The organism is Arsenicibacter sp. R0_47 (genome assembly GCF_057652235.1).
This window is the reverse complement of sequence record NZ_JBYFCJ010000001.1, coordinates 784,578-810,691: the sequence shown is the minus strand read 5'-3', so window position 1 is coordinate 810,691 and position 26,114 is coordinate 784,578. Positions and strand designations below refer to the sequence as shown.

General features: G+C 51.6%; 23 protein-coding genes. 11 read left to right on the top strand and 12 right to left on the bottom strand.

Annotated elements, in window-relative coordinates:
* Positions 1-66: 66 nt before the first annotated feature.
* The 3 genes from AC23NW_RS03225 to AC23NW_RS03215 all read left to right on the top strand — a co-directional run bounded on the left by AC23NW_RS03225 (position 67) and on the right by AC23NW_RS03215 (position 3,634).
* On the top strand, positions 67-597 hold the full coding sequence (locus AC23NW_RS03225; protein ID WP_487447650.1) for a CvpA family protein: 531 nt from the start codon (positions 67-69) through the stop codon (positions 595-597).
* Between the two features lie 69 nt (positions 598-666).
* Positions 667-1,713: a dual-specificity RNA methyltransferase RlmN gene (gene rlmN, locus AC23NW_RS03220; protein ID WP_293834882.1), complete on the top strand. Its 1,047-nt coding sequence runs from the start codon at positions 667-669 to the stop codon at positions 1,711-1,713.
* A gap of 499 nt (positions 1,714-2,212) precedes the next feature.
* A complete protein-coding gene (locus AC23NW_RS03215; RefSeq protein WP_293834881.1) occupies positions 2,213-3,634 on the top strand; it encodes an inorganic phosphate transporter in 1,422 nt (473 codons plus the stop codon).
* A gap of 59 nt (positions 3,635-3,693) precedes the next feature.
* Here AC23NW_RS03215 and AC23NW_RS03210 read toward each other — a convergent pair whose 3' ends face one another.
* Positions 3,694-4,500 (bottom strand): lysophospholipid acyltransferase family protein, encoded by an 807-nt coding sequence (locus tag AC23NW_RS03210; protein WP_293834899.1) that lies wholly within the window; start codon positions 4,498-4,500, stop codon positions 3,694-3,696.
* Between the two features lie 227 nt (positions 4,501-4,727).
* On the opposite strand from AC23NW_RS03210, the gene AC23NW_RS03205 reads away from it, so the two are divergent.
* A complete protein-coding gene (locus AC23NW_RS03205) occupies positions 4,728-5,420 on the top strand; it encodes a porin family protein (RefSeq protein ID WP_487447648.1) in 693 nt (230 codons plus the stop codon).
* 138 nt (positions 5,421-5,558) lie between these two features.
* Here AC23NW_RS03205 and AC23NW_RS03200 read toward each other — a convergent pair whose 3' ends face one another.
* Both AC23NW_RS03200 and AC23NW_RS03195 read right to left on the bottom strand, forming a co-directional pair.
* The gene (locus AC23NW_RS03200) at positions 5,559-7,688 is read right to left on the bottom strand and encodes a protein-disulfide reductase DsbD family protein (protein ID WP_293834876.1); all 2,130 of its coding nucleotides are present in this window, start codon (positions 7,686-7,688) and stop codon (positions 5,559-5,561) included.
* 356 nt (positions 7,689-8,044) lie between these two features.
* Entirely contained in the window at positions 8,045-8,881 is an 837-nt protein-coding gene (locus tag AC23NW_RS03195; RefSeq protein ID WP_487447646.1) for a phytanoyl-CoA dioxygenase family protein, read from the bottom strand.
* Positions 8,882-9,044: 163 nt separating this feature from the next.
* Here AC23NW_RS03195 and AC23NW_RS03190 point away from each other — a divergent pair, with 163 nt between their 5' ends.
* The 4 genes from AC23NW_RS03190 to AC23NW_RS03175 all read left to right on the top strand — a co-directional run bounded on the left by AC23NW_RS03190 (position 9,045) and on the right by AC23NW_RS03175 (position 12,706).
* The gene (locus AC23NW_RS03190) at positions 9,045-9,938 is read left to right on the top strand and encodes a helix-turn-helix domain-containing protein (protein ID WP_293834873.1); all 894 of its coding nucleotides are present in this window, start codon (positions 9,045-9,047) and stop codon (positions 9,936-9,938) included.
* 226 nt (positions 9,939-10,164) lie between these two features.
* Positions 10,165-11,457: a serine hydroxymethyltransferase gene (locus AC23NW_RS03185; protein WP_293834871.1), complete on the top strand. Its 1,293-nt coding sequence runs from the start codon at positions 10,165-10,167 to the stop codon at positions 11,455-11,457.
* Positions 11,458-11,545: 88 nt separating this feature from the next.
* Positions 11,546-12,421 carry a twin-arginine translocase subunit TatC gene (gene tatC / locus AC23NW_RS03180; RefSeq protein WP_293834869.1) on the top strand — a complete coding sequence of 292 codons (876 nt, stop codon included), beginning with the start codon at positions 11,546-11,548 and terminating at the stop codon, positions 12,419-12,421.
* 66 nt (positions 12,422-12,487) lie between these two features.
* The gene (locus tag AC23NW_RS03175; protein WP_293834897.1) at positions 12,488-12,706 is read left to right on the top strand and encodes a hypothetical protein; all 219 of its coding nucleotides are present in this window, start codon (positions 12,488-12,490) and stop codon (positions 12,704-12,706) included.
* A gap of 77 nt (positions 12,707-12,783) precedes the next feature.
* On the opposite strand, the gene AC23NW_RS03170 is transcribed toward AC23NW_RS03175, so the two are convergent.
* From AC23NW_RS03170 to AC23NW_RS03140, 7 genes are all read right to left on the bottom strand, one after another.
* On the bottom strand, positions 12,784-14,247 hold the full coding sequence (locus AC23NW_RS03170; protein WP_487447643.1) for a M20 family peptidase: 1,464 nt from the start codon (positions 14,245-14,247) through the stop codon (positions 12,784-12,786).
* Between the two features lie 34 nt (positions 14,248-14,281).
* A complete protein-coding gene (locus AC23NW_RS03165) occupies positions 14,282-15,628 on the bottom strand; it encodes a DUF58 domain-containing protein (RefSeq protein ID WP_487447642.1) in 1,347 nt (448 codons plus the stop codon).
* Positions 15,625-16,599: an AAA family ATPase gene (locus tag AC23NW_RS03160; protein ID WP_293834860.1), complete on the bottom strand. Its 975-nt coding sequence runs from the start codon at positions 16,597-16,599 to the stop codon at positions 15,625-15,627. The genes AC23NW_RS03165 and AC23NW_RS03160 overlap by 4 nt, the downstream gene beginning before the upstream one ends.
* A gap of 107 nt (positions 16,600-16,706) precedes the next feature.
* On the bottom strand, positions 16,707-17,897 hold the full coding sequence (locus AC23NW_RS03155; RefSeq protein ID WP_487447639.1) for a DUF4350 domain-containing protein: 1,191 nt from the start codon (positions 17,895-17,897) through the stop codon (positions 16,707-16,709).
* A 39-nt stretch (positions 17,898-17,936) separates the two neighbouring features.
* Entirely contained in the window at positions 17,937-18,713 is a 777-nt protein-coding gene (locus tag AC23NW_RS03150; protein WP_487447637.1) for a DUF4129 domain-containing protein, read from the bottom strand.
* Positions 18,697-19,569 (bottom strand): hypothetical protein, encoded by an 873-nt coding sequence (locus AC23NW_RS03145; protein ID WP_487447636.1) that lies wholly within the window; start codon positions 19,567-19,569, stop codon positions 18,697-18,699. The genes AC23NW_RS03150 and AC23NW_RS03145 overlap by 17 nt, the downstream gene beginning before the upstream one ends.
* A gap of 71 nt (positions 19,570-19,640) precedes the next feature.
* Complete coding sequence (locus tag AC23NW_RS03140) at positions 19,641-20,579, bottom strand: stage II sporulation protein M (RefSeq protein WP_487447634.1); 939 nt, start codon at positions 20,577-20,579, stop codon at positions 19,641-19,643.
* Between the two features lie 209 nt (positions 20,580-20,788).
* Here AC23NW_RS03140 and AC23NW_RS03135 point away from each other — a divergent pair, with 209 nt between their 5' ends.
* From AC23NW_RS03135 to AC23NW_RS03125, 3 genes are all read left to right on the top strand, one after another.
* Positions 20,789-21,484 carry an RDD family protein gene (locus tag AC23NW_RS03135; RefSeq protein ID WP_487447633.1) on the top strand — a complete coding sequence of 232 codons (696 nt, stop codon included), beginning with the start codon at positions 20,789-20,791 and terminating at the stop codon, positions 21,482-21,484.
* A gap of 6 nt (positions 21,485-21,490) precedes the next feature.
* Positions 21,491-22,684, top strand: a complete 1,194-nt coding sequence (locus AC23NW_RS03130) for a M20 metallopeptidase family protein (RefSeq protein ID WP_487447632.1) — start codon at positions 21,491-21,493, stop codon at positions 22,682-22,684.
* 169 nt (positions 22,685-22,853) lie between these two features.
* Positions 22,854-23,357 carry a SixA phosphatase family protein gene (locus AC23NW_RS03125; RefSeq protein ID WP_487447631.1) on the top strand — a complete coding sequence of 168 codons (504 nt, stop codon included), beginning with the start codon at positions 22,854-22,856 and terminating at the stop codon, positions 23,355-23,357.
* A gap of 5 nt (positions 23,358-23,362) precedes the next feature.
* On the opposite strand, the gene AC23NW_RS03120 is transcribed toward AC23NW_RS03125, so the two are convergent.
* Both AC23NW_RS03120 and AC23NW_RS03115 read right to left on the bottom strand, forming a co-directional pair.
* Positions 23,363-24,724, bottom strand: coding sequence for a TolC family protein (locus tag AC23NW_RS03120; RefSeq protein WP_487447630.1), 1,362 nt, complete (start codon positions 24,722-24,724; stop codon positions 23,363-23,365).
* The gene (locus AC23NW_RS03115; RefSeq protein ID WP_487447629.1) at positions 24,721-26,100 is read right to left on the bottom strand and encodes a beta-barrel domain-containing protein; all 1,380 of its coding nucleotides are present in this window, start codon (positions 26,098-26,100) and stop codon (positions 24,721-24,723) included. Before AC23NW_RS03115 ends, AC23NW_RS03120 begins: the two co-directional genes overlap by 4 nt.
* Between the last annotated feature and the right edge of the window lie 14 nt (positions 26,101-26,114).

Below are 26,114 nucleotides of genomic sequence, written 5' to 3'. Positions count from 1 at the left end.
ATTGGGTGATTGAGTGAATGAGCGTTTGTTATTCACTCAATCACTAACTCGCACAATCACTCATTAATGAAAACGCTCGACATTCTTATATTGATTCCGTTGATTTGGGGGGCCTGGAATGGGTATCGTAAGGGACTGCTGATCGAGATTATTGCCGTGGTTGCCTTCGTTGTCGCCATGATTGTGGGATTTAAGTTTCTGAGCTTCGGCATTGACCTGCTGTCGCCGTACATCAGCCGGGATCTGGCCCGCAGACTGCTGCCGTGGTTAGGCTTTTCGGTTATTTTTTTTCCCACCATTTTCATGATCAACCAGATGGGGTATTCACTCCGGAAATCACTCCGGTATACCTTGCTTGGTACCTTTGACAGTATCGTAGGAGCGGCGGTCGGGATTTTTACGTGGGTCTTTGGAATTAGTGTGCTGTTTTGGTTGTTCAGCTACATGGGAGTTGAAATCCCTGCTAATCAGACACAAGGCACGTATCTGTATCCGGCTATCCGCCCCGTGGCACCGGCCGTTATGCGCAAAACCGCTGTCTGGGTACCGAAGGGACTGGAAGCAGGGAAAAAATTAAATGAGCGAATTAGTGATTGAGCGATTGAGCGGAATGGTATGATTCTGTCTCACTAAATCACTCACTCACACAATCACTCAATCGGAACAATGAAGCAAGATATTCGCAAATTATCGGCGGTCCAGCTGAAAGACTGGTTTACGGCAAACGGTGAGCAGGGCTTTCGCGCCAAACAGGTGCACGAATGGCTCTGGAAAAAATCGGCTCAGTCGTTTGAGCAGATGACCAATCTGTCGAAATCAACCCGCGAAAAGCTCGACAGTCACTTTGATATACGGCCGCTTACCGTGGCTACCCAGCAGCGCAGTGCCGACGGCACCGTTAAATCCTCTTTCAAACTCTATGACGGCAACCTCGTCGAGGGTGTCCTGATTCCGGCGCTCCGGGCAGACGATACCGACCGTATGACTGCCTGCGTATCGTCGCAGGTGGGTTGCTCGCTTACGTGCAAGTTCTGCGCAACGGGCTATATGGACCGTAAACGGAACCTGGAAGCCTCCGAAATTTATGACCAGGTGGTGGCCATTGACCGGCAGGCCAATGAGTTCTATCAGGCCCCGCTGACAAACATTGTCTACATGGGCATGGGCGAACCGCTCCTGAACTATAAAAACGTCATGGAGTCGGTAGACCGCATTACCTCGCCCGACGGGCTGGGCATGTCTCCGAAACGCATTACGGTATCCACGGCCGGCATCGCTAAAATGATCAAACAGCTCGGCGACGATCAGGTGAAATTCAATCTGGCCCTGTCGCTGCATGCCGCCAATGACCAGAAGCGTGACCAGATTATGCCGATCAACGAAAGTAATTCGCTGAAAAATCTGGCGGAGGCCCTGAACTACTTTTACCGCAAGACCGGCACCCGCGTGACGTTCGAATACATTGTATTCTATAACTTCAACGATACGCTGCAGGATGCACGGGAGCTTTGGGAGTTCACGAAAAAAGTACCGGCCAAGGTGAATATTATTGAATACAATCCGATTGCCGAAGCCAGCTTTAAAAACACTGATCCGCAGACACTCGACAAATTCGCGGGATTTCTGGAAAACAAAGGCGTTACGGTAAACGTCCGTCGCAGCCGTGGTAAGGATATTGACGCTGCCTGCGGGCAACTCGCCGGCAAATCCTGAGGCTTGATGCAGCATCCATAACCCGTACGGGCGACCTCACGTGGTCGCCCTTTTTTTATTGGCTCACATAGCCGCCTTTTTTTATTTGCACCACGTAGCCGCCCTTTTTGTTCCCAATCAACCTCAACGGCCATCATGCAACCCACCAGGGCGACCACGTGGGGTCGCCCCTACTTATCCCCCACGTAGCCGCCCTTTTTATTCCCCGATCAGCAGCATCACCGTACGGGCGACCCCACGTGGTCGCCCTTTTTTTATTGGCTCACGTAGCCGCCTTTTTTTATTGGCTCACGTAGCCGCCTTTTTTTATTGGCCCGATGTGGTCGCCCCTTTTTATTCCCGATCAGCAGCAACAGCCATCATGCAACCCACCAGGGCGACCACGTGGGGTCGCCCCTACTTAACAATTTCTTAACATGGGGCTTAAAAGATTGCCTTACCTTTGCGGTATAATCGCCTGTCACCTGGATAGGCTTTGAACTACAGAAGAATACCTCCAATGTTTGGTCTAGAAACAGACGTTTTCATCCTTCTTTTTGTTAGCCTCTTCGCGGCTTGTGCTTTTGAATTTGTAAATGGTTTTCACGATACAGCGAATGCGGTGGCTACCGTTATTTATACCAACTCGTTGAAACCAACCGTTGCGGTGGTCTGGTCCGGTATGTGGAACTTCATCGGTGTACTCCTCGGAGGCATCGGCGTCGCCATGGGTATCGTTAACCTGCTTCCCGTCGAACTCCTTGTTGACCAGAATGTTTACCATAGCATTGCCATGGTGCTATCGCTGCTGCTCAGCGCCATTATCTGGAACGTGGGCACCTGGTACTTTGGCCTGCCGAGTTCCAGCTCACATACCCTGATCGGATCGATCCTCGGTGTAGGCCTGGCCTTCTCTACTTTTCCTGAGAACACCTCAGGCTCAGCCGTTAACTGGGACAAAGCCATTGAAACCTTCGAAGCCCTGCTGCTTTCGCCGATGATTGGTTTCAGCCTGGTGATCATTCTGATGTTCCTGCTCCGCCGGCTGACGCCTCAGGAAAGCAAGGATGCGCTCTTTAAAGAACCAAAGAAAAACTCACCGCCTCCTATCTGGATCCGTGGTATTCTGATCATTACGTGCACGCTGGTTAGTTACTTCCACGGCAACAACGATGGTCAGAAAGGTGTGGGCCTGATCATGTTGATCCTGATTGGCATTACGCCGACGTTCTTTGCGCTTAATAACGCCAAAAACCCGCTGGAAATGCGGGAGAATACGGTACGGATTGAGCAGGTAATTAACAAAATTGACTCATCACGTTTATCGAATCAGGATCGTAAGCGTCTGGTGGAGACACGGACGGAACTGGCGGAGCTCAATAAAACGCTTTCAGAACCGATGGAAGACGGCAAGTTACCGGCCGCCAAACGTCTGGGTGTGCGCCGCGATCTGCTGCTGATCAACAACAACGTCAAGAAGATTCTGGACAGCGGCGAAGCCTCTCTGACCAAAACCGAGGTCGACGACCTGAAAGCAAACCTCGACGAAAAAACCGGTCTGCGCCGGTATACCGACTATGCACCGACGTGGGTAATCCTGATGATTGCCTTGTCGCTGGGCTTAGGAACGATGGTTGGCTGGCGCCGGATTGTAGTGACTGTCGGTGAAAAAATCGGTAAGCAGCACCTGACCTATGCGCAGGGCGCTTCGGCCGAGCTGGTTGCCGCCAGTACAATCGGCATTGCCTCAGCCCTGAAAGTGCCGGTTAGTACAACCCACATTCTGTCATCGGGTATCGCAGGTAGTATGGTCGCTAACAAAGGCATCAAAAACCTGCAGGCCGGAACCGTTAAGAACATTGCGCTGGCATGGGTACTGACGTTACCCGTATCTGTTCTGCTCTCGTTTACACTCTTTATTTTCCTGCGCTGGTTGCTGTAAGAAACCGGTAAGGGTATACTGAAACGGGCGCTCATCCATGCGGATGAGCGCCCGTTTTGTTATTTATTAACCCATTCAGGCGTGTCCTGTTCAATGGCACTCCGGACCTTTGCCACAATATCATCGACACTATCATCCGGATCGATATACATCGGCGCTTTAAACCGGACGGTCAGCAGCGTGTTCCGTTTTTTAAACCGTAATCCCTTTTTGTCGAATGCCCGCCGGAAGCCGTTTATCACAATCGGCACGACAATCGGCTGATGGTCTTTAATGAGGTGACCGGTACCTTTCCGTACGGGTGCATACGGGCTCGTCGTGCCCTGCGGAAAACTTACTACCCAGCCATGTTCCAGCGCCCTGTTTACTTTGTCACCGGCCGAGGTGTCGACTGCCCGCTTTACATCACGCCCATCAGCGCGCCACGACCGTTCGACAGTCAGAGCCCCGCCCATCGCAAATAAACGGGACAGAATATCTTTCTTCATCGTTTCCGTAGCTGCCACGTAATAGTTCCTCGCCCGGGGACCGAACAGGTAAATCGGCGGAAGCATGGTATTTTGAAAACCCCATTTCACCGCACAAAAAATATGGTAAAACGCAATGACGTCGGCAAAATAGGTCTGATGATTCGACAGAAACAAGACGTTATTAATCGGCAGGTTTTCCAGATGTTCAGTGCCTTCAATCTGAATCCGGTTTACTACCGTGTAGCGCGCATAGGTAAACCAACCAATGATGCAGATCAGTATCCGTTTCACTAACAGCGAATTACCGAAAGGATCGCATTCAAACAGGCCTAATACATCCAGCCACGACAGAAACCGAGGCAGATAACTATATCTCGTTGGTTTTATGTACTTCATCACGATCAAACGGAAGGCTATAGTAGTAAAGCTACAACTACTTTACAATGTTTTCAACAAATAGTGCAATTCAATAAAAAGGAAACCGGCATACCCAAAAAAAATAGTTCATGCCTGATTAATCCTTTTCACAACTTCTGCGTCCAAGCATTACAAACAACAACTACTGAATGGCACAAGCTGTACTTTTTACAAACGACTTTTTAATTAATCCTTTTTTGACTACCATGAAACGTATCGTTTTCGCACTAGTATCAGCTTGCAGTTTTTTTCTGTTCCATAACGCATCTGCTCAGGTTGAGCTGGGGTTCCGGGGTGGCGCTAATTTCGGCACCGTTTCCAAGCCATCTACCTTTGACAGCTTCACGCCTGAATTTAAACTGGCAGCCGGTCCGCAGGGAGCCCTTTTCCTGAACATTCCGCTGAGCGACTATGTATCGTTCCGGCCTGAAATTGCCTATGTACAGAAAGGGTTTATGATGCGCGAAGGCCTCAATCTGAATATTGGCGGTATACCACTGCCGCTGGGCGCCCGGATTAACTTCCAGACCAAAAATATTGAATTACCCCTGCTGGCCCAAATTAACCTTAGCGACGGCGCCATTCAGCCATACATCATTGCCGGCCCGTCGATTGGCTATGCCTTTGACAGCAAGGTCCGTACCCGTGCCGAAGCGCTCTTTGTCTCAAAACCGATTGATCTGGATGTGCCGATGGGTGGTGTGATGCAGCGCTGGGATTTCAGCGCGGTGGGTGGTCTGGGCTTAGCTGCTCCGGTTGGCGCCGGTAAGCTGATTCTGGAAGGTCGTTATACACACGGTTTCACCCGTCAGGTAAACGTACCGGTGGTGCAGTTACCGGTTCGCAACCGTGGTGTCAGTGTATCACTGGGTTATTCATTCCCGATTGGCGGGTACTAAGATTTTTCATTGACTGTTTTTGTTGAACCTACGAACTAGAAGCAGAAAAGCCGGCCCTTATCGAGGCCGGCTTTTTTTTATATCAGCGGAAGATGCGTTGGCATAATTGCTTCCATACTATTGGTTAATCAGTTAACATTAACCTTTCCCGTTAAACTTCGCTTTACCGGCATCCAGAAACTGTACGAAGTTATTGATGTCACGGTCGTAGTTCTTAGGAGCTACCAGCAACTTGCCTTCGTGATCGACCAGACAATAGTGTGGCTGGGCATTGTTATTGTATTTTACAATCTGCAAGTCACCGTTCTGGGCACCAATCGTCGTTTTTTGCTTCTGATCGTAGGTCGATGTATACCAGTCGCTTTCCGGCAGTTCGGTTTTATCATCAACATATAAGGCCACAACCACATAGTCCTCTTTCAGACGACTCAGCACCTGCGGATCAGACCACACGCGGGCTTCCATCTCGCGGCAGTTTACACAGCCATGCCCCGTAAAGTCGATGAAGACCGGCTTATTTACCTTTTTGGCGTAAGCCAGGGCTTGCTTATAGTCGAAAAATCCCTGCAGGTTATGCGGCAAATGAAACAGATCGCCGTATTTCGGTTTTTCGCCCAGGGCATTGGCCGGCTCTGAAGCGCCTGAACCGCCCGCCGTCAGTCTGAAATCCTGCGATGCTTCCGGCGGCAAATAGCCTGACAGCGCTTTCAGCGGTGCACCCCACAGACCAGGTACCATATAGACGACAAACGCAAACGTAATGATCGCCATCAGCAGGCGCGGCACACTTACCGATTTGGTTTCGGAGTCGTGCGGCAGGCGGATTTTACCCAGCAGGTAGAAACCGATGAGCGAGAAGATTACGATCCAGAATGCCAGGAATACTTCACGATCCAGTAAGCCCCAGTGATATACCTGATCAGCAATGCTCAGGAATTTCAGCGCCAGCGCCAGTTCCAGGAAGCCTAATAATACCTTTACCGAATTTAACCATCCGCCCGATTTCGGCAGACTTTTCAGCCACTGCGGGAAGGCGGCAAACAACGTAAACGGAATGGCAAAGGCCGACGAAAACGCCATCATGCCCACAATCGGTTTCACGACTTCGCCACCGGCTGAGGCCACCAAAAGGCTGCCCACAATCGGGCCGGTGCAGGAGAACGACACCAGTACCAGCGTAAAGGCCATGAAGAAAATGCCCATCAGCCCGCCTTTTTCGGCTTTGGCATCGGCACTGTTGACCAGGCTATGTGGTAATACGATTTCGAACAGCCCGAGGAACGACAGCCCGAACGTAAAGAAAATGGCAAAGAACAGAATATTCGGTACCCAGTGGGTACTCAGGAAGTTGGCAAACGCCGGTCCGTTGATGCGGGAAACCAGCGTTCCGATCAGTACATAAATGCCGATAATCGACGCACCATAAATAATGGCTTTCCAGCGGCCGCCTTTCTGATGTGTAAAATAACTCACCGTCATCGGAATAATCGGGAACACACAGGGCGTCAGCAAGGCTACCAGCCCTGACAGGAAGGCGGCAATAATGAAACCAAGCATCGAATCACCCTCTGTTCCGGCGGCCGTTTCGGCAGCAATACCCGTAATTGATTCCGGTGCAGGCGCAACGGATTCAGTCACTGTATCAGCACTTGTTGTGGCAGCAACCGCTTCAGGTGCCGTTGTGGCGCTTACAGCCGTTGTTGATACCGGTGCGCTCACTGAAGCCGAAGCAGTCGTAGCAGTGGCAGTGGCCGGCACTGTAGCGGCGGCACTTGTTTTTACAGCTACCGAGAAATCATCGCTTACCTGTACACAACGACCATCCGTATCTGTACATGCCTGCCCTTCTACTGTACCCGAAATGTTCGGGTTATCTTTCAGAAGCTTAATTTTCTGAATAAATACGGCAGGACGCGGCATTAAATAAACATCGCCTTCAAAGACCTCTTCGTATTTTGTTTTCGCACCAATTGGCTTCAGCTTGCCAACAACTTCGTACCCATCGTTTTTCTTAAAGGAAACGGTGGTAGCGATTGGCCCGAATTCCATTTTAGGATTTGATTCTGAGGAATACATGTGCCATCCCTCCTGAACGTTTGCGGTAATATACAATTCCACAACATCGCCGACCCTGGCATTAGCCGGCTTTGTGGTATAGTTCCATGATGGGACCGGTTTAACAATACCCGATTGTCCGGGCGCTCCGAACTGGGCATAAACACTCACATTCAGCAGGAAAAACGCGCAGAGCGCCAGTATTCGTTTCATAGATGTTATGTACAGGTTTACGTAACCGACAGTACTTTGGGTATAACAGAATCGTTGCAAAAATATTTCCAAACTACCGCAGATGTTTTCACGCCTGTTTAGTGATTGTTGAGAACAGATTCACAAAGATGGTCGATCAGCCTATAACTTCATACGCAAATCTTCGGCCAATCGCTGCCATTAACATCCTGATAACAAAAAACACCGCCCCGACATCATGGTCAGGGCGGTGTAACAACAACCAACCTATATTAATTTTTATTCACTCGAATAGTCTAAAAACAACCCGTGTCAGTAATACTACTATACAACACGATCTAATTACTGATATTTTCGTTAAAAAGGCTATTTGAACGTTAGGGCCGGCTATACAAAACCGGATTCAGGTCGCTGGCCGGGCTGCTTCCGATGGGATAAGACGCCAGCCATGTTTCCCAGTCTGCCTGCTGAAACGTATTTCTCGGCGGCATAATAACCTGATTCTGATCCATGTAGATCATCGTCATTACCTTACGGGGTACATCTGATGTGTTAGGGCCGGCACGGTGAAACGTCCAGCCGGCATGGTAGCTGACTTCGCCCAGGTCGAAGGGTGTATCGTTCATCTCGAAGTTCATGCGCTGCAATTCGTCCGACAACAGTCGCTCGCTTTCGTCGCTGATTTCGATGTCCCGGCCGATTTCCACGTGCTGACTCCGGGCAGCAAACGCCAGCGGGCCCATGTTCATCGGCGTTTCCTGCAACGGAATCCAGACGGTTACGGTTTTAGGGCTGGCAAGCGGCCAGTAAAACTGATCGGCATGCCAGGGCGTAATGCCGCCCGACGGTTCTTTATACAGTGCCTGATCGTGGTAAAGCCGGACACCGCTGACGTCCATCAGGTCGGCCGCGATTTGTGCCAGACGACGGGAAAAGACAAATTCTTTGATCTCGTCGTTTTCACGCCATAAATTCATAATCTGGAGAAAAGCACGTTCATACGTCGTACGTTCCTCCATCGGTTTTGTAAGCGTATTCAGTCTGATTACCCACTCCGTAATCAGATTGCCATAGTAGGCCAGCACCTCAGGCGATAAAACGTGCTTCAGCTTAATGAAGCCGTATTCCTGATAAAACGCCCGTTGCGCGGGTGTGACCGCAAAAGGTTCGGTCAGCTGGTTTAAGCGTGATGATTTATCTATGGCAGTTAGCATGATGGTAAAAGTTAAATTATTTCTTTATTTACTGTTACAAAAATGCGGGCTTAGTACTTGACAAACATTCAGATTATTTGCTTATTTGTATGTTTTTTTGACTCATTCACCTCAACAACTTTCCTTTTACGGTCAATAAAGTACAATTTATTGTCATTACGTTATGAAAGCCCTATTCGAAAAAGTCAGCATTGCTGATCAGGAATCGCTGCTCACCAAACATGTCTCTGTCAACCGTTTCAATGTTCCCTGGCACTATCATCCTGAGTATGAACTGACCTACATTGTCCGCAGCAGCGGAAAACGCTTTGTCGGTGACCACGTCGGGGATTTTGTACCGGGCGATCTGGTGTTACTGGGCCCAAACCTGCCGCATTTCTGGCGCAATGACGAAGACCAGCCGGAATTTCTTACCTCTGAAGCTTACGTTATCCAGTTCAGCCCGAACCTTGACAATGCCCTTTTCCGCACGCTCCCGGAAGCAGACCGTATCATGCAGATGCTGCACCGGGCGAAGTATGGCATCTTGTTTAGCGAAGAGTTTCAGCAGCGCATCGGCCGGAAAATGGAACGGCTTCTGACACGCAGCGGCATGGAACGGATTATTGACTGGCTTCAGATCCTGAACGAACTCAGCTACGATACCGAAGCGGTATTACTGGCCAGCGATAGTTACCAGCTTACGCCGAATGAAGCCGAGACCGAACGGATGAAGCGGGTGCTTGAGCACATGCTGCATAACTTCCGGAAAGAAATCCGGATTGATGAAATTGCCTCAATTGCCGGCATGGCACCGGCGGCTTTCTGCCGGTATTTCCGCAAGCGAACCAACAAATCGTTCGTCGAATACCTCAATGAACTCCGGATCAGTCATGCCCGCAAATTGCTGACCCAGGCCGATATGAGCGTCGGGCAGGTTGGTCTGGAATGCGGGTTTAATAATATCTCCCATTTCCACCGGCAGTTCCGGCAACAGACCGGTACAACCCCGCTGAAATACCAGACGCTGTACCGTGATAAAGAGGTTCCGGTACTGGTTGAAGAAGAAATCTATTAAAATACGATTAGCATTCTCCCCGCTTTTCGGCAGGATCACCGTTTTTAGAGGCTGATCCTGCCGAAAAATTTAACTTGTCGCGCTACCCACTCCACTGGTATGCTGTGCCGTACAACAAAATGCCGTACCTTTGCCGGAAAAAGAGTTGGCTGACGAAAGCCGGGAACCTATCCGTCCGGCTGATCAGCGGTCAACAGTTCAATTTTACCAAACGGAGTTCACTAACATGTCAACTGCAACGACAACTACCGCCCGCGACACGCAGGTATTTGATCTCATTGCCAAAGAACAACATCGCCAGGAATCAGGTATCGAACTGATTGCTTCTGAAAACTTTGTCTCCCGCCAGGTAATGGAGGCTGCCGGCAGTGTATTAACCAATAAATACGCAGAAGGCTTACCAGGTAAACGGTATTACGGTGGTTGCGAAGTAGTTGACCAAATTGAGCAGCTGGCCATTGACCGGATCAAAGAACTCTTCGGGGCTTCATGGGCAAACGTGCAGCCGCACTCAGGTGCACAGGCTAACACGGCGGTATTCCTGGCCTGTCTGCAACCAGGTGATACCATCCTGGGCTTTGACCTGTCGCACGGCGGTCACCTGACCCACGGTTCGCCGGTGAACATTTCCGGTAAATATTTCCGCCCGACATTCTACGGTGTCGAAAGGGAAACCGGCGTTATCAATTACGACGTTGTAGAAGAAACAGCCCTGCGTGAGCGTCCGAAAGTGCTCATCTGCGGTGCATCGGCCTATAGCCGTGACTGGGATTATGTTCGTCTGCGGGCGATTGCCGATCAGATCGGCGCGCTGCTGCTGGCCGACATTTCGCACCCTGCTGGTCTGATTGCCAAAGGGTTACTTAACGATCCGCTGGAGCATTGCCATATCGTAACCACCACGACGCACAAAACGCTGCGTGGTCCGCGCGGTGGTCTGATCATGATGCGGAATGATTTCGAAAACCCGTTCGGCATCAAAACACCGAAAGGCGATATCCGGTTAATGTCTTCGCTGCTGGATTCGGGTGTCTTCCCGGGTACGCAGGGTGGTCCACTGGAGCACGTGATTGCTGCCAAAGCCGTTGCCTTCGGCGAAGCATTGTCAGACGATTTCTACGACTACGCGGTACAGGTTAAGGCCAACGCCCAGGCAATGGCTAAGGCATTTGTTGACAAAGGTTACCAGATCATTTCGGGCGGTACGGATAATCACCTGATGCTGATCGACCTGCGTTCAAAAGGGCTGACCGGCAAGCTGGCTGAGAACACGCTAATCAAAGCTGACATTACGATTAACAAAAACATGGTTCCGTTCGACGACAAGTCGCCGATGGTTACGTCAGGTATGCGTGTCGGTACGGCAGCCATGACCAGCCGCGGTATGAAAGAAAGCGACATGGAGCAGATCGTTGGCTACATCGATGAGGTATTGATGAACCACGATAACGACGCCAAAATTCAGACCGTTCGGGAGGAAATTAATTCCTGGATGAAGGCGTTTCCGTTATACGCATAACTTTATTTGTGATTGAGTGATTGAGTGACTGAGCGATTTTTTCAACTGCTCTCACTCAATCGCTCAATCACTCATTCGCAATTTTTATATGGCACTCGACCAAGCATTTGAAGATCGGTACGATCAGGACGAAGAACAAGCGGAAGAAGGTGGTGAAATGACCTTCCTCGAACACCTTGAAGAGTTACGCTGGCACATCATCAGGGCGGTGGCTTCGATTTTCGTGTTTGCGATCGTGGCGTTCATTTTTATCCAGGACATCTTCCAGTACGTTATTTTAGCCCCTGCTAATCCGGGTTTCTGGACGTACAGGCAAATGTGTAGGCTGGCCGAGATTTCGGGTTACGAAGCGCTTTGTGTAAAAGATCTGGACTTTGAGCTTCAGGCAATCGGCATTGCCGATCCGTTTACGATGGCCCTGACGTCATCAGCCATTATCGGGCTTTGCTTTTCCTTCCCGTATGCGTTCTGGGAGCTTTGGCGGTTTATCAAACCCGGCCTTCGTTCGTCAGAACGCCAGGCAGCAAGAGGTGCGGTTTTTTATGTGTCGATGCTGTTTCTGTTAGGCCTGTTGTTCGGCTATTACATCGTTTCGCCGCTAGCCATTAACTTCCTGGCAAACTTCCGGATTGCGCCCCAGATTAAAAACCAGTTCGATATTACGTCGTACGTAGGTGTACTGGTAACCCTGTCGCTTGGTTGTGCGCTTATGTTCCAGATGCCGATTGTGGCTTTTGTGTTGTCAAAAGTGGGGATTCTAACGCCACGTTTCATGCGTGAATACCGCAAGCATGCCTGGATCGTTATCCTGGTCGTTGCCGGTATCATTACGCCTTCACCCGACATTTACAGTCAGATTCTCGTTGCCCTGCCGTTGGCGATGCTGTATGAAATCAGTATTCTGGTTTCAGGCTCAATCGAGCGGGCACGGCTGAAAGAAGCCCGGGAAATCCTGAACAACTAACTATCAGACATTCATAGCCGTTAAGAGGTAGTGACCCTGCTTCTTAACGGCTTTTTTTATGGCTCTATGGACTACGATTTCAGAAAATACCACTACCGCTCCATCAACGCGGCTACGGCCGAAGAACGGGCGGCCATCAATCAGGAGCTGAAGGACTTATATAATGCCCTGCCTGATGACGAAAAAGAGGCATTTAACCGGCAACTGCAAACGTTTCTGGCCCGCGAAATGGGGCGTCTGAAATCTGACTACGAGTCAGTATCGGGAAGCGTAAGTGATAATTAGTTTTTACACCACAAAGGCACATAGAGCACAAAGCAGGTTACTTCTGTGTTCTATGTGCCTTTGTGGTATACCGGAAATCAGTTTTTATCCAGCGTAATCAGCTGAATGTAGAACTGAATCATTTGCCGGTAGTCATTAGCGGCAATGCGCTCATTGGTGCCATGGAGCAGTTTAAGGGTTTCATCGCTCATCCGCACGGGCATGAAGCGGTAGACATTTTTACAAATACCGGTGTAATGCCGTGCATCAGCCGCTCCGAGCATCAGATACGGCGACACAATCACTTCGGGGAAAACGCTCTGGATGGCCCGCTGTACCCGCCCAAACGGCGCGGCATCGGGGTCAGAAACCGGAGACGGCTCCGAACCTATCGTACCGGGAATAAGCGCTACCTTCACCCGCTCATCACCGATTACCTCAATAACCCGCTCCGTCACACTCTTGATTGTCTCGCCCGGTAAGATCCGGAAATTGACCGTTGCCACAGCATCAATCGGGAGCACGTTTTCTTTTTCTCCTGCTTTAAAAATTGTGGGTGCGGTGGTTGTCCGCTGGGTAGCATCGCCCGCCGGTGTACCGCCCAGAATCGAGCTGATGACCGGCGAAAACAACCACTGATTGGCAAATACCAGCCGCTGTCCGAAGCCCATTTCCGGCCCGAGATACTGGAACATATAGTTCAGACCGGCATCCAGACGACCGGGAAACGGATTCGCTTCCAGCTTCGCGACGGCACTGGCAATAATGCCGATACTGGTCTGCTTCGGTGGCATAGATGAGTGACCGCCCTCACCGGTTGCCGACAATTGCAGACTCACGTAGCCTTTTTCAGCAATGCCTACAAGCGCAATCTGCTTCTTTAGGCCTGCCACGCCGTCAGTTTTAATTACGCCGCCTTCATCGAGCACCATTTCCGGCTCAATACCGCGTTTTTTCAGCGCAGCAGCCATCGTTTTAGCGCCCCGGCCTGTCGTTTCTTCATCCGGCCCGAAAGCCAGCATAATCGTTTGTTCGGGCTGGTAGTTTGTTTTCAGCAGGTATTCCACGGCTTCCAGTAAGCCCATCACTGTTGCTTTATCATCGAGCGCCCCGCGGCCATAGAGATAACCGCCCTCAGACTCACCTGCGAATGCCTGGTGCTTCCACATCCGCTGCGTTCCCTGAATAACCGGCACCACATCGTAGTGTCCGATCAGCAGAACCGGCTTTCGTTTGGTGTCCTTGCCGGGCCACGTATACATCACCGCATAGTTCGGAAACCGTTCCTGCGTCAACGTACTGTGGATAAGTGGATAAGCCTTGTGGATAAATGACAGGAACTGATCAAACTGGGTAGTGTCGGTCAAGGAATAATCGGTAAACGAAACTGTCCGTATCCGCAGCGCCTGACTCAGGCGGATCAGTGCCGAATCGCCAACCTGCAACGCCGGGGCCGGTTTCACATCGGTGAGTTGCTTTGAGGCAAACCGGAATGTATTGACCAGTAAAACAACCAGCAGCCCAACCAGGGCAAGGCCCGCAATACGGAAAAATCGTTTCATGTTTTAGTTTGTTTCGTCCGGCAAGTAAACCGGATTATATCATGCCCCTTGCCTTCAGCTCCAGGTACTTGTTGACCGTATTGGCCGTCAGGTTTTGGGGAGCAGTCAGAATCGTCTGAATACCGTATTGCTGTAACTCCTTAACAATCTGCTTCTTTTCATACGAAAACTTCTCGCCGATTGTTTTCAGGTATACCGCTTCAGTATCTGTCGCCGGTTCGTCAAGCAGGGAACGCAGTTCTGTATTTTCAAAGAAAACGACCAGCAACAGATGATCTTTTGCAAGGCGACGCAGAAACGGCAGCTGCCGGTGTAAGGCACTGACTGTCTCAAAGTTAGTAAATAACAACAACAAACTCCGCTGCCGGATATGCGTCCGGACAGTTGCGTAGAGCGCTTCGTAATCAGTCTCCAGAAACTGGGTTTTCTGCCGGTAGAGTACTTCGAGTATCCGCAGCATATGGCCCGGTTTCCGGTCGGCAGCGACCATCTGCCCGATCTTGTGGGAAAAAGTCAGCAACCCCGCGCGGTCCTGCTTGAAAATAGCGATATTACTCAGAACCAGCGATGCATTAATCGCATAATCGAGCAGGGTCAGACCTTCAAACGGTGATTGCATCACACGCCCCTTATCAATCAGGCAATATACCGGCTGTGACCGCTCATCCTGAAACGAGTTCACCATCAGCGTGGTTGCCTGCGCATCGGTCCGGCGGGCCGTTGCTTTCCAGTTGACCGTACGCACATCATCCCCCCGCGTATAGGGGCGGATCTGCTCAAACTCCATGCTGTGCCCGATACGACGGATTTTCTTAATGCCCAGTTCGTTCAGCCGGTTCGTTGCCGCCAGCAACTCATACTGCCGCATCTGCAGGTACGAGGGATAGACCGCCACTGTTTTGCCCTGCTCAAACTGGTACCGCCGCTTCAATAAGCGTAACGGCGTCATCACAAACACGTTAACCGCGCCAAAGTTGTATTCGCCCCGCCGCACCGGCCTCAATTCATAGCGGATCACCTGCTTTTCGCGCGATTTCAGTTCAGCCCTGAACAGCACGTCACGCCGCTGAAACTGCGGGGGCAATTCATCAACCACTTCCACGGGCGTGGTAAAGCTATAGCGGTTTTCCAGATAAATACTCAGGGGATTTTCATCGCCGTTCGAGAGTCGGTCCGGTACATCGCGACGGGCAAAAAAGCCGTCTTTGAGCCGGAAGAGCAGCACCGTTTCGATAGCCAGCAGCAGGATAAATACCACCAGCCCCACCTGCGCAACCGGCAAAAGTACCGGCAGCGCAAAGGCCGCGACAAACAACAGGGTAAAACCTACCAACGCCAGCCAGACGCGGACCGAAACGTATAGAGACCGGATTAGTTTCATCGCGGTACGTCGGCTTTCTGCACAACCTGCGCAATCACATCGTCGGCAGTACCGCCTTCCATTTCCCGTTCCGGCGTCAGCAGGACGCGGTGGCGCAATACGGGTGCAGCCAGTTGCTGTACATCTTCGGGCGTGATAAAGTCGCGGCCCCGCAACGTAGCCAGCGCCTTGGCGCCGTTCAGCAACGCTACCGCTGCCCGCGGAGACGCACCCAGATAAAGCGATTTATTGGTACGGGTATTCCGGACAATCTGCGCAATATAATCGAACAGCTGTTCTTCAACATGAACCTGATGCACACTGGCCCGCAATCCGGCCAGTGTTTCCGCCGTAATCACGGGTTCAATGGCCGCTACGGCATCGGCTAAACTCCGGCGCTGGTGATGGCCCCGCAAAATGGCAGCTTCCTCATCGGCTTCAGGATAACCCACAACCACTTTAAACAGGAAACGGTCGAGCTGGGCTTCCGGCAGCCGGTACGTTCCTTCCTGCTCAATCGGGTTCTGGGTAGCCAGCACCATAAACGGATTGGCCAGTTTATAGGTCGTTCCATCGTTCGTCACCTGCCGCTCCTCCATTACCTCAAACAAGGCCGCCTGCGTTTTCGCCGGTGCACGGTTGATTTCATCGATCAGGACGAGGTTGGAGAAAATCGGGCCTTGTTTAAACTCAAAGTCATTCAGCTTCGGCGTATAGACCGATGTACCTAACACATCCGACGGCATGAGGTCGGGCGTAAACTGAATACGGCTGAAATCAACTGAAATCGTACGGGCCAGCAGCTTGGCCAGCAGCGTTTTGGCTACCCCGGGCACCCCTTCGATCAGGACATGGCCGTCGGCCAGCAGCGCCGTCAGCAGCAGGTCGATGGTATGATGCTGGCCAACAATTACTTTTCCGAGTTCGGCACGGATGGCATCTACCGATGCTTTCAGATGATTCAGGTCTAAGCGGGATTCAAACGATTCCATGTATGTAAAGACGTTCTGTTTTGATATAATTAGTTACCACAAAGGTGCTAAGCCAGAAGCGGCACGAGTTTTTGTTATGATCATTATGCCCCTTCCTGACTTTTTGGTTACCCCTGTCTGACTTCGTGGTTGAACTTCTCGATGGCCGCACTAAGCACCAGCAGGTCATACTCCGTCAGCGTAATACTCCGGCGGGCGCTTTGCAACACCCGTACCAGCTCTTCGGCCTCGCCACGGGCAATACCGCTCTTGAGCGCCAGTAGCTCCGCAAACTCAGCGTTCAGCGTATTGGTGTTCAGCCCATAGCGCTCGCGGAGATTTGCCAGAAAATACTGAATTTTCTTTTGACCAATGTTATGGTGATCACCCTGCTGGAAATACAACCGGCCAACCGTCTGAACAAACTCCAGTGATGTATTCTTAGGCGGCTCTACAACCGGAATTACCCGCTGTGTCCGTTTGCCGGCAAAAAATGCGTACAGAATCAGGCCCAGTATCACAATGTAATACGCCCACGTCAGCGCTGGTTGCGCGAAGATAAACCGCAGGATACTTTGCTCATCTTCGGCAAAACGGCCCTGATTCTGGTATTCGTCCCAACTGGTTGGCCAGGCCGGTAAATACGACATGGCTTTAAACGCATAATCTGAGGTTTTGGGACTCAGGACAAAGAAATTCGTAAATGCCAATGGCAGATTATGGGCATAAAAATAACCTGAGCCGTACCGGATTCTCAGAAAAACAGGCTCATTCCGTGCGTTGCGCCCCAGCACGGTTATGCCCGATGGTTTCAGGATCGTAAAGTAATTCCGGCCGTCATCGTGGAAAAAGTTATATCCGCCCTTTTTACGGAGCTGCGGATTCACAAAATTGTTCAGCAACGTGGTGTCGCGGAGGCGGGGTGCTTTAATTTCTGCCTTAAACCCCAGCGCTTTGGCAAGCGAGTCAGGCCAGTCATAGGCCGAGACAAACGCATTATTTCCCCGCTTCACATAGTTCAGTAACTCACGCTGATCGTTTTTATCGATACCATACTGTGAACAAATTGTAATGTAGTTGCTCCGTGCGGCGAGGGTATCTTCGGTCAGGTGGTTATAAGGCGGCATCCGAATGGTCCGGACCTCCTTTTGTTTCAGCAGGCCAGGCAATAACTCGTAAAGCACTTTTGTCCCGAACGGAATTTTATGGTTGTTCTGATACGTCGGCGAGTAATCAACCGGTTTCGGGCGGTAGTACTCAAACACCACATAAGCGATCAGCATCGCCGCCAGTATCAACAGGTATTTATTGGGCTTCAACGGATACGGAATTAGGTAAAATCAAACGATTCAGGTTGCTTATTTACGGTCAATCATCGCCTGCCGCTCCGATGCAAACTGCCGGTAACTCAGCTCATCTACCGGAAAGTCACCGTACCAGACGTACTCGAAGCGGGTAGTCAGCCGGTCGAAATCCTGCTGAAACGGGGTATTCATGAGCTCATACAGATACTGCCGGTTGGTTTTATCCGGTTTCCAGTCGATAAGCCGCTTGTCGGCCAGTTGTTTCAGCGTCTGCAGATAGACCAGCCGGATCGCCAGCCGGAAATTCCGCTGCGTTACAGCTTCTTCAATGGCGACGTCGAAGTTGATCTCGTGTATATTCTCCGTAATGTTTTCGTAATCGAGCGGTTGCTCAGCGGCTTTTGCCCCAAACATAAACCGGAGCACATTGGCCTTACTGAGCAGCCAGATGGCAACCCCGGCAATCACCAGCAGAATCACATACTGCCAGAAATTATGGTAAGCCTTACTCCGCAGAAAATCACTGATTTTCCGGCTCAGCCACGCCCAGAACTTGGCCACCGGGTTTTCCGGAATTTTGGTGTCGTAGTCATACTGATAATCGCGTTGCGACCGGTAATCGTCCAGCCGGTCGGCCGGCGGATAACGGACGGTCACCGGCAAGCGGTCGTCAGGGGCCGGGAACGAGACGGTTTTCGAGGCCGGTTTTTCCGGCGACTGCGCCCGCAACGGTACGGCCGCCATCAGCAGTCCAAGCAACAAGACGAAGAACGGGATGCCGCAGCCCAATACCCGGGAAATGGAGACGCAGTTTTTAAAATTCACCTTCATCGGCTGTATTCGGGCGGCTTTGGGAGCTCCCGATTGAATCAATAGCAGATAACAGCCCTGTGCCGTGATTTCGCTCCACAAGGTTAGTATACTGAAAGCCAAGTGCCATGGCCAGCAGGGCAGTCATCAGCGTACTGCCAACAGTGCTCAATGTATTGGTGATAATCGTTACAATTGTCGGCATATCGGGCACGAGTTTCATACTCACCAGCATGCTGACTACACCTGCCGGTATAGAAAAGACAAGGCTACTGATCATCAGGATAATAAACATGATTACGATCAGCCCGAACGTAGACCACCACTTATCACGGATCAGCTGAAAGCAGCGGCTCCAGGTGGCGCCGAAATCCGTTTCTTCAAACACCAGTACAGCCAGTCCCAGCGACAGCACCACCCCGATATATAGGCCCGGAATAAAGAAAAACATAGAGGCGGCAACAATGGCGACAAAACTGATAAACGAAAACAGCAGGGACGCCACGATATGCCGCTGAATTTCGGCCCACAACTCACTGACCCCAATCGGCCCGCCGGACCGCTCATGATACAGCTTCATGTAGCTGTAGGTGGTCAGGTTAACGAGTATATTGGACAGAATGGAAAACAAAACCAGTAGAAAATACGCCGGACTGAAAATGCGGGCCAGTGTCTCAAACGGCAGTTCGCTGCCCTGGCCCCGGGTGATCGCCAGCATATTTGACTGGTAAACGCCCGACGCAATGCCTGTTGCCAGCGCCAGCGGACCTACAATGTAAATCAGAGCGGTTCCGAATGGCTTAAACTCGCGGCCGATAAAGGTAAAGGTAGCGTTGATCTTTTCGCCAAAGTCACGCTGCTGAAAAAGAGTAATCATGGTTCGGATGTATGCGGTCAATAGTTATAAACCTAACGAAAATTCAGGCGATGCGCAACAGAATACCTATCCTATTGGCGCCGGTTCAGCTGAATGGGGTACAGGATAAAATACCAGATGATGAATGCGGCCGAAATCAGAATAATGGCGCTGCTTGCGGCCGGATGCAAAGGCAGACGGGTTACAAAACTTTCCAGAAAACCGGCGGCAATAAAAACGGGGATCAGGCCGATGGCAATTTTCAGGCCCTGCTTCGCACCGCGTTTAAACGAGGTCAGCCGGGAATAGGTACCCGGAAACAGCAGGCTATTCCCTACTGTGAGGCCCGCGCAGCCGGCAATGACAATAGCCGAAATTTCGAGCGTGCCGTGTATCCATATTTTAAGCACTGATTCCAGCAGCAACCCGCGTTCGTAAAAGAAATACTGAAACGAGCCCAGCATCACGCCATTATAAAACAGCATCACAATGGTGCCGAACGAAGCGGCAATCCCCATGACAAACGCCCGGAGCGCCACCATAATGTTGTTCAGCGTTATCTGGAGGAACATCGTCGACTGATCGCCGCTGCCATACACGCCCAGCGGATCGCCTTTTTTGATGTTTTCGAGCGTCATGTTCACGTAGCCATCGCCCAGAATCAGCCGCACAAACGTCGGATCGTTGGCCGCAGACACCCAGCCGACCAGACAGGCCGTCAGGAAAACAATGAACGAAACCAGCAGCAGCCGGTGTGATTGGTAAAACAGCGTTGGCAGTTCGTATTTCCAGAACGTGATAAACCGGCCCCGCTCCTCGCGCTTGTTCTGCATCAGCCCGCGGTGCATCTGCGCCGCCAGCCCATTCAGGTATTGGGTCACCTGCGATTGCGGGTAAAATGTGCGTGCGTATGAAAGATCATCCGTGAGTTCGACGAACCGCTCCGTCAGCTCATCCGGGTCGCGGGTCGGATTAATCTCAATATCACGCCATTTGTCAGTATTTTTCTTGATAAACGCGGCTTCACGCATAGGAATCAGTAACAGATGTGGCTTGTGTTAACGCAAGCGGGGTCGAACAGGGAAGAAATTTGAGAATTTAAACGTAAATACCCAACTTTTTGATACTACTTTTGATTTGATGAACCATGTTTGTCTGCAAATCGGTTTTCATCAAAAGCCATCTGTATGCTGTTGCAGCTGGCGGTTTCCTTTTTCTGACCTGACTTGATAACGACCTGGTGGCTGTTTCTATCCTCACATCACAAAACGTACGGCTGGAGTACGAGCCGGCCAGCATCGGCGAACGTATTGCGGCAACATTCATTGATTATGCCGTTTTCATCGGCTGGATACTGTTAACGCTCGCCCTACCGGCGGCAGCGAAAGTACCGCTCGGAACTTTTTATGTCATCCTGGTCGGGGCATTGCCTATCTTCCTCTATGACTTTGTTTGTGAGTGGCAGTTGAATGGCCAGACATTAGGCAAAATCGCGATGAACATCCGGGTGGTCATGCTCGACGGTTCTCAGCCGGGCATCGGCGCGTACCTGATGCGGTGGCTGCTGCGCCTCGTCGATACCAAACTGTTCAGCGGACTCGTAGCCATTATTGCCATTGCCGCCAGCGAACGCGGCCAGCGTATTGGCGACATTGCGGCGGGCACCACCGTGGTCCGGCTGAAAGCCAGCGTATCGCTCGATGAAGTAACCGTCAGCCATTTACCGGCCGATTATCAGGTTACGTTCCCCGAAGTAAACGTACTTTCGGACCGCGACATTCATATTATCCGTGAGGTTATGTTACGGGGCGACGCCGATGCCCTGTCCCGTACCGCTCAGAAAGTAAAGGAAGTTACCGGCACCATGACTATGCTGCCGGACTACAACTACCTCAAAATTATCGTTAATGATTATCAGTTTTTAGCAACGCAGTAACGCCCTATGCTCGATTCCATAAAATCACTGGCGAAGCAATACGCTGCCGATAGCATTGCTACGCGCCGGCACCTGCACGCCAACCCCGAGTTGTCGTTTCACGAGTACAATACTGCCCGGTATGTGGCCGAACAACTCAAAGCCCTCGGCCTGACCCCGCAGGAAGGCGTGGCCAATACCGGTGTGGTTGCCCTGATCGAAGGCACCAAAGCGCCCTCCGGCCGCGTCGTCGGTCTGCGCGCCGATATGGATGCCCTGCCTATTCTGGAAGCCAACGACGTTTCGTACAGATCAACGGTCGATGGCGTAATGCATGCCTGCGGGCACGACGTACACACGGCTAGTCTGCTTGGCACGGCCCGTATCCTGAACGTGCTGCGCGACCAGTTCGAAGGGACGGTTAAGCTGGTGTTTCAGCCGGCTGAAGAGAAAGCACCGGGCGGGGCATCGCTCATGATCAAAGACGGTGTACTCGAAAACCCGGCACCCGGCAGCATGCTCGGCCAGCATGTAGCGCCGAATATTCCGGTGGGTAAAATCGGTTTCCGCGAAGGCATGTACATGGCCAGCACCGATGAACTCTACCTGACGGTAAAAGGCAAAGGCGGCCACGGCGCCATGCCTGACCAATTGATTGACCCCGTCCTGATTGCGTCGCACATCATCGTGTCGCTGCAACAGATCATCAGCCGCAACCGTAAACCGGCTAATCCGTCGGTGCTGTCGTTCGGCCGGTTTATCGCCGATGGTGTTACCAACGTCATCCCGAACGAAGTTACCATTCAGGGAACGTTCCGCTGCATGGACGAAGAATGGCGGGAAGACGGCCTGCGCCGGATGCAGAAAATGGCGGAGGGCATTGCCGAAGCCATGGGCGCGCGCTGCGACTTCGAAGTCGTCCGTGGTTATCCTTACCTGAAAAACCATCCGGAACTGACCCGCCGGACCCGTGCTGCGGCCGTGGATTACATGGGCGAAAGCAACGTTGTTGACCTTGATTTATGGATGGCGGGCGAAGATTTTGCCTTTTATTCGCAGGTTGTCGATTCGTGTTTTTACCGGCTCGGTACGCGTAACGAAGCCCGTGGCATTGTATCGGGAGTACACACGCCCACATTCGACATTGACGAGGCCGCCCTCGAAACCGGTCCCGGCCTGATGGCCTGGCTGGCGGTGCAGGAGCTGGCAAAGAGCGAATGAATGAAAGAGTGAAAGAGCGAACAGGGTACATAAGCCCGCCACCGCATACTAACTATGCCTGCTGCTAAACATCGTATGCATGCATTCCATAACCCATCAGTAAATGTACCAACCAAACGGGCAGCTGATGGGTTATTTTTATTGAGTCCCGACAAACACGACACTTTATATGAAACACATTCTTCTGTTTGCACTTTTAATCAGCTTCACGGCCTGTACGCGGACGGCTTCGATCTACATCGTCCGGCACGGCGAGCGGGCCAATGATTCAGACACAACAAGCCTGTCAGCAGCGGGGCATGAGCGGGCCTTTGCCCTGGCCAAACGCCTGGAAGGCATCCACCTCGACACAATCTTTGTCACGCCCTACCTCCGGACACAGCAGACGGCGGCCAAAGTCGCTTCGCTAAATGCCTTGCCGTTCACTCAATATCCGGCCTCCCCGACGAGTACCATTATCAGCCGCTTAGCTAAATTGGACGACCGGAGCGTACTGGTGGTCGGCCACAGCAATACCATTCTGGAGATCGCAAAGGGGCTGGGCACCAAACCGTCCATGACTAAAATTGAGCATTTAGATTATGATAATTTACTGTTCATCCAGATCAGACATACGCTCTTCGGCAAGCGCGTGCATCTTTACGAAGAAACGTACGGTAAACCAACGCCCTGAGCAGGTTAGTTGTGATACGTATCCGCGATGAGTTTCCGGAAATAGTACTCATACTGTGCCTGTAGCCGGTTAGACAATGCACGGTTCAGGTTTGTCTGCAACGTTGCATACTCAATTACGTGAATGAGGCCCTCGTCAAACCGTGCTTTACCGGCCAGTAATGCCTTTTGCTGCGCCTCAACCTGCCGTTGTGCACTTTGCCACTTTTCAAATGCCAGTGTTTGCGCGAACACGGCCTGCTCAATTTCCTGATTTAGTTGTAAACGTACCTTTTGCACATCTATTTCAGCTGTTTTTTGGGCAATAAGGGCACGGGCGATCTGGAACCGGGCCTGTTGCCCGTTCAGAACAGGCAGTGAAAGAGATAAACGCACATACTGACCGAGGTTATACTGCAATTGCCGGCCAATCGGGAATAGTTCACGGGGGGCAGCACTGGAATAAGCCGTGTTAATACCCCCTCCCACCGAAATCGTTGGCAGTAGTGAGGTTCGGGCAAGGGCATAACCCGACTGAGCACTTTTCAGACGCCAACCGGCCGCCTGCGCCATTGGCTGCGTTGGCAGTAGCTCCCGTAACCGGTCAGATTGCTGCGCATTTACTGGTGGCGCTGCCGGTTCCGGAACATCAATCACCTGAATAGTTAACGGCGCGGCTTCCTGCCAATTCAATAATTGCTGCAGGAGCAGGCTGTTTTGCCGCAGGGAAGTTCTGGCACTGACTACCTCATAGTCGGCTGCGGCCAGTTGTGCATCCCAGTCCGTTAACTGAACAGTTGCGGCCTGTCCCTCCTGAATCAGTGCCTTCGTACGATCCCGCTGCCGGTTAATGGTTTGTCGCTGCGACTCCGCCAGCCCTGCCAGTTGCTGACTTAGCAGTACCTGCATATAGGCACCAATTACCCGTTGGCGCACTTCCAGCCTCTGCCGCATTAGTTCAGCCTCATCGGCCTGCCGCATGTAGGTTTGCTGCTGTACCTGATGTTGCTGCCGGAATCCGTTAAACAGATTCCAGTTGCTGTTTAAGCCAACGCTGCCCGAATGAATTGTCTGTTGTACAAATCCGTTGCTGAACGGGTCAATGGTCCGGCCAAAATTAAGCCCCTCTGATACGCTTCCTGCCAACGTTGGCCAGACTGCCCGTTCGGTCTGACGCTGTGTGAGCCGATCCGTTTCGACCTGCAACTCCCCCTGACGTATTGCCAGACTATGGCGAATGGCATAGTCCTGACACTGTTGAAGCGATAGTGGCTGGGCGTGTAGTGGTGAAAGAGCGAGACAGAGAAAGAGTGAACGAGTGAAAGAGTAAACGATCAGGCTGGCGTTCCGGGTTAAACGCGTCTTTACTGAAACAAAAAAATAGTTCATCGGATCAGCTTGCGAAGGTCGTAGAAGAAGCGTTCCAGCAGGCTGACCTGCTCGGTAATGATTTCGGCCGATGCCATCATACCATTCCGGAAAGGCAACTGCCGGCCCGTTGATGTCTTGAGCCCCTGCGGAAACTGCACCGCAACCCGCCAGAGCGAGTCGCGGGGTATATCCCCAATAGCCAGCACCCTACCCGTCACTACCCCAAACTCCTGATAGGGGTAGCTTTTAAACTTGACAATAACCGGTTGCCCCTGCCGGACTTTACCAAAATTGTATTCGCCCACATACATTTCGCCGGTATACCCCGCACCGGCAGGCAACACATACAGCAGTTCCTGACCCGCCTTTACAGATTGCCCCTCCTGCAATGGGGTCAGAAACGAAACGCGGCCGTTGGTGGGTGCCATAACAACAAACCGCTGCTTCCAGGCCTCCAGCTGACTTTTCAGGGTATGCAGCGATTGCAGCATCGTATTCCGCTGTTCCCGTACCGTTCGGTCCAGCTCGACTAACTCCTGTTTTTTCTGGTTCTGACTCATCTGATGACTATGAACTGCATTACGCGCCTGCGCAACCGTTTGTTTCTTGCTCAGATAACGGCTCAGCATCTGCCGGTAGTCATTTTGGGACACGTAGCCCTGTTTCATTAACCGTTCCTGGCTTTTCAGTTCGGCTTCGGTCAGCGTCAGGTCATGCTCGTATAGCTGAATCTGGGCTTCATTGTTTACAGATAGGGCCGTTAACTGCTGTAAATCATTTTGCAGCACCTCCCGCTTTTGGCTATAGGCTCCCGAAGTGGTAAGCGCATTGGCCCGGACACTCGTTTCCTGAAACGTCTGATAACTCTGCTGTAGCTCACCCAGCTGAAAAAAGGAAGGCAACGGGTTCCGGATCATCTCCTGAATCTGCCCCCGTTGTTCAAGCCTGATAAGCGAATCAACCACCTTATCCAGCATCAATACATCGCCGGTATTGGCTGTGCTTTCCAGAAACGCCAGTTGCTGGCCTGCTTTAACCGGTTGTTGTTCCTGAACGAGCAACCGTATCAACCGGCCTTCTGTCCGGGCAATAACCGATTTGGGCCATTGCGTGGCCACCACTTTCAATGTAGCCTTAACCAGGTCAGGGTATTCGACCCAATAGGCTACACCTCCCAGCACAAGCAGCACAAACGCCAATACTGTAATACCCCAGCGTACCAGCCAGGCCGGTGGCTTACTGAGTACCTCATCCACATCCGGGCTACGGAGTTCAATAACATCCGGCTGCTGTTCCGGCTGCATAGCCGGACCCGACAACCAGTCAACGGCAACGGGCGGAAGTTCACCTTCGGCCCTGCCATTCCGCCCCCCCACATAATCACGTAAATCCATAGCTCACCCTTTAC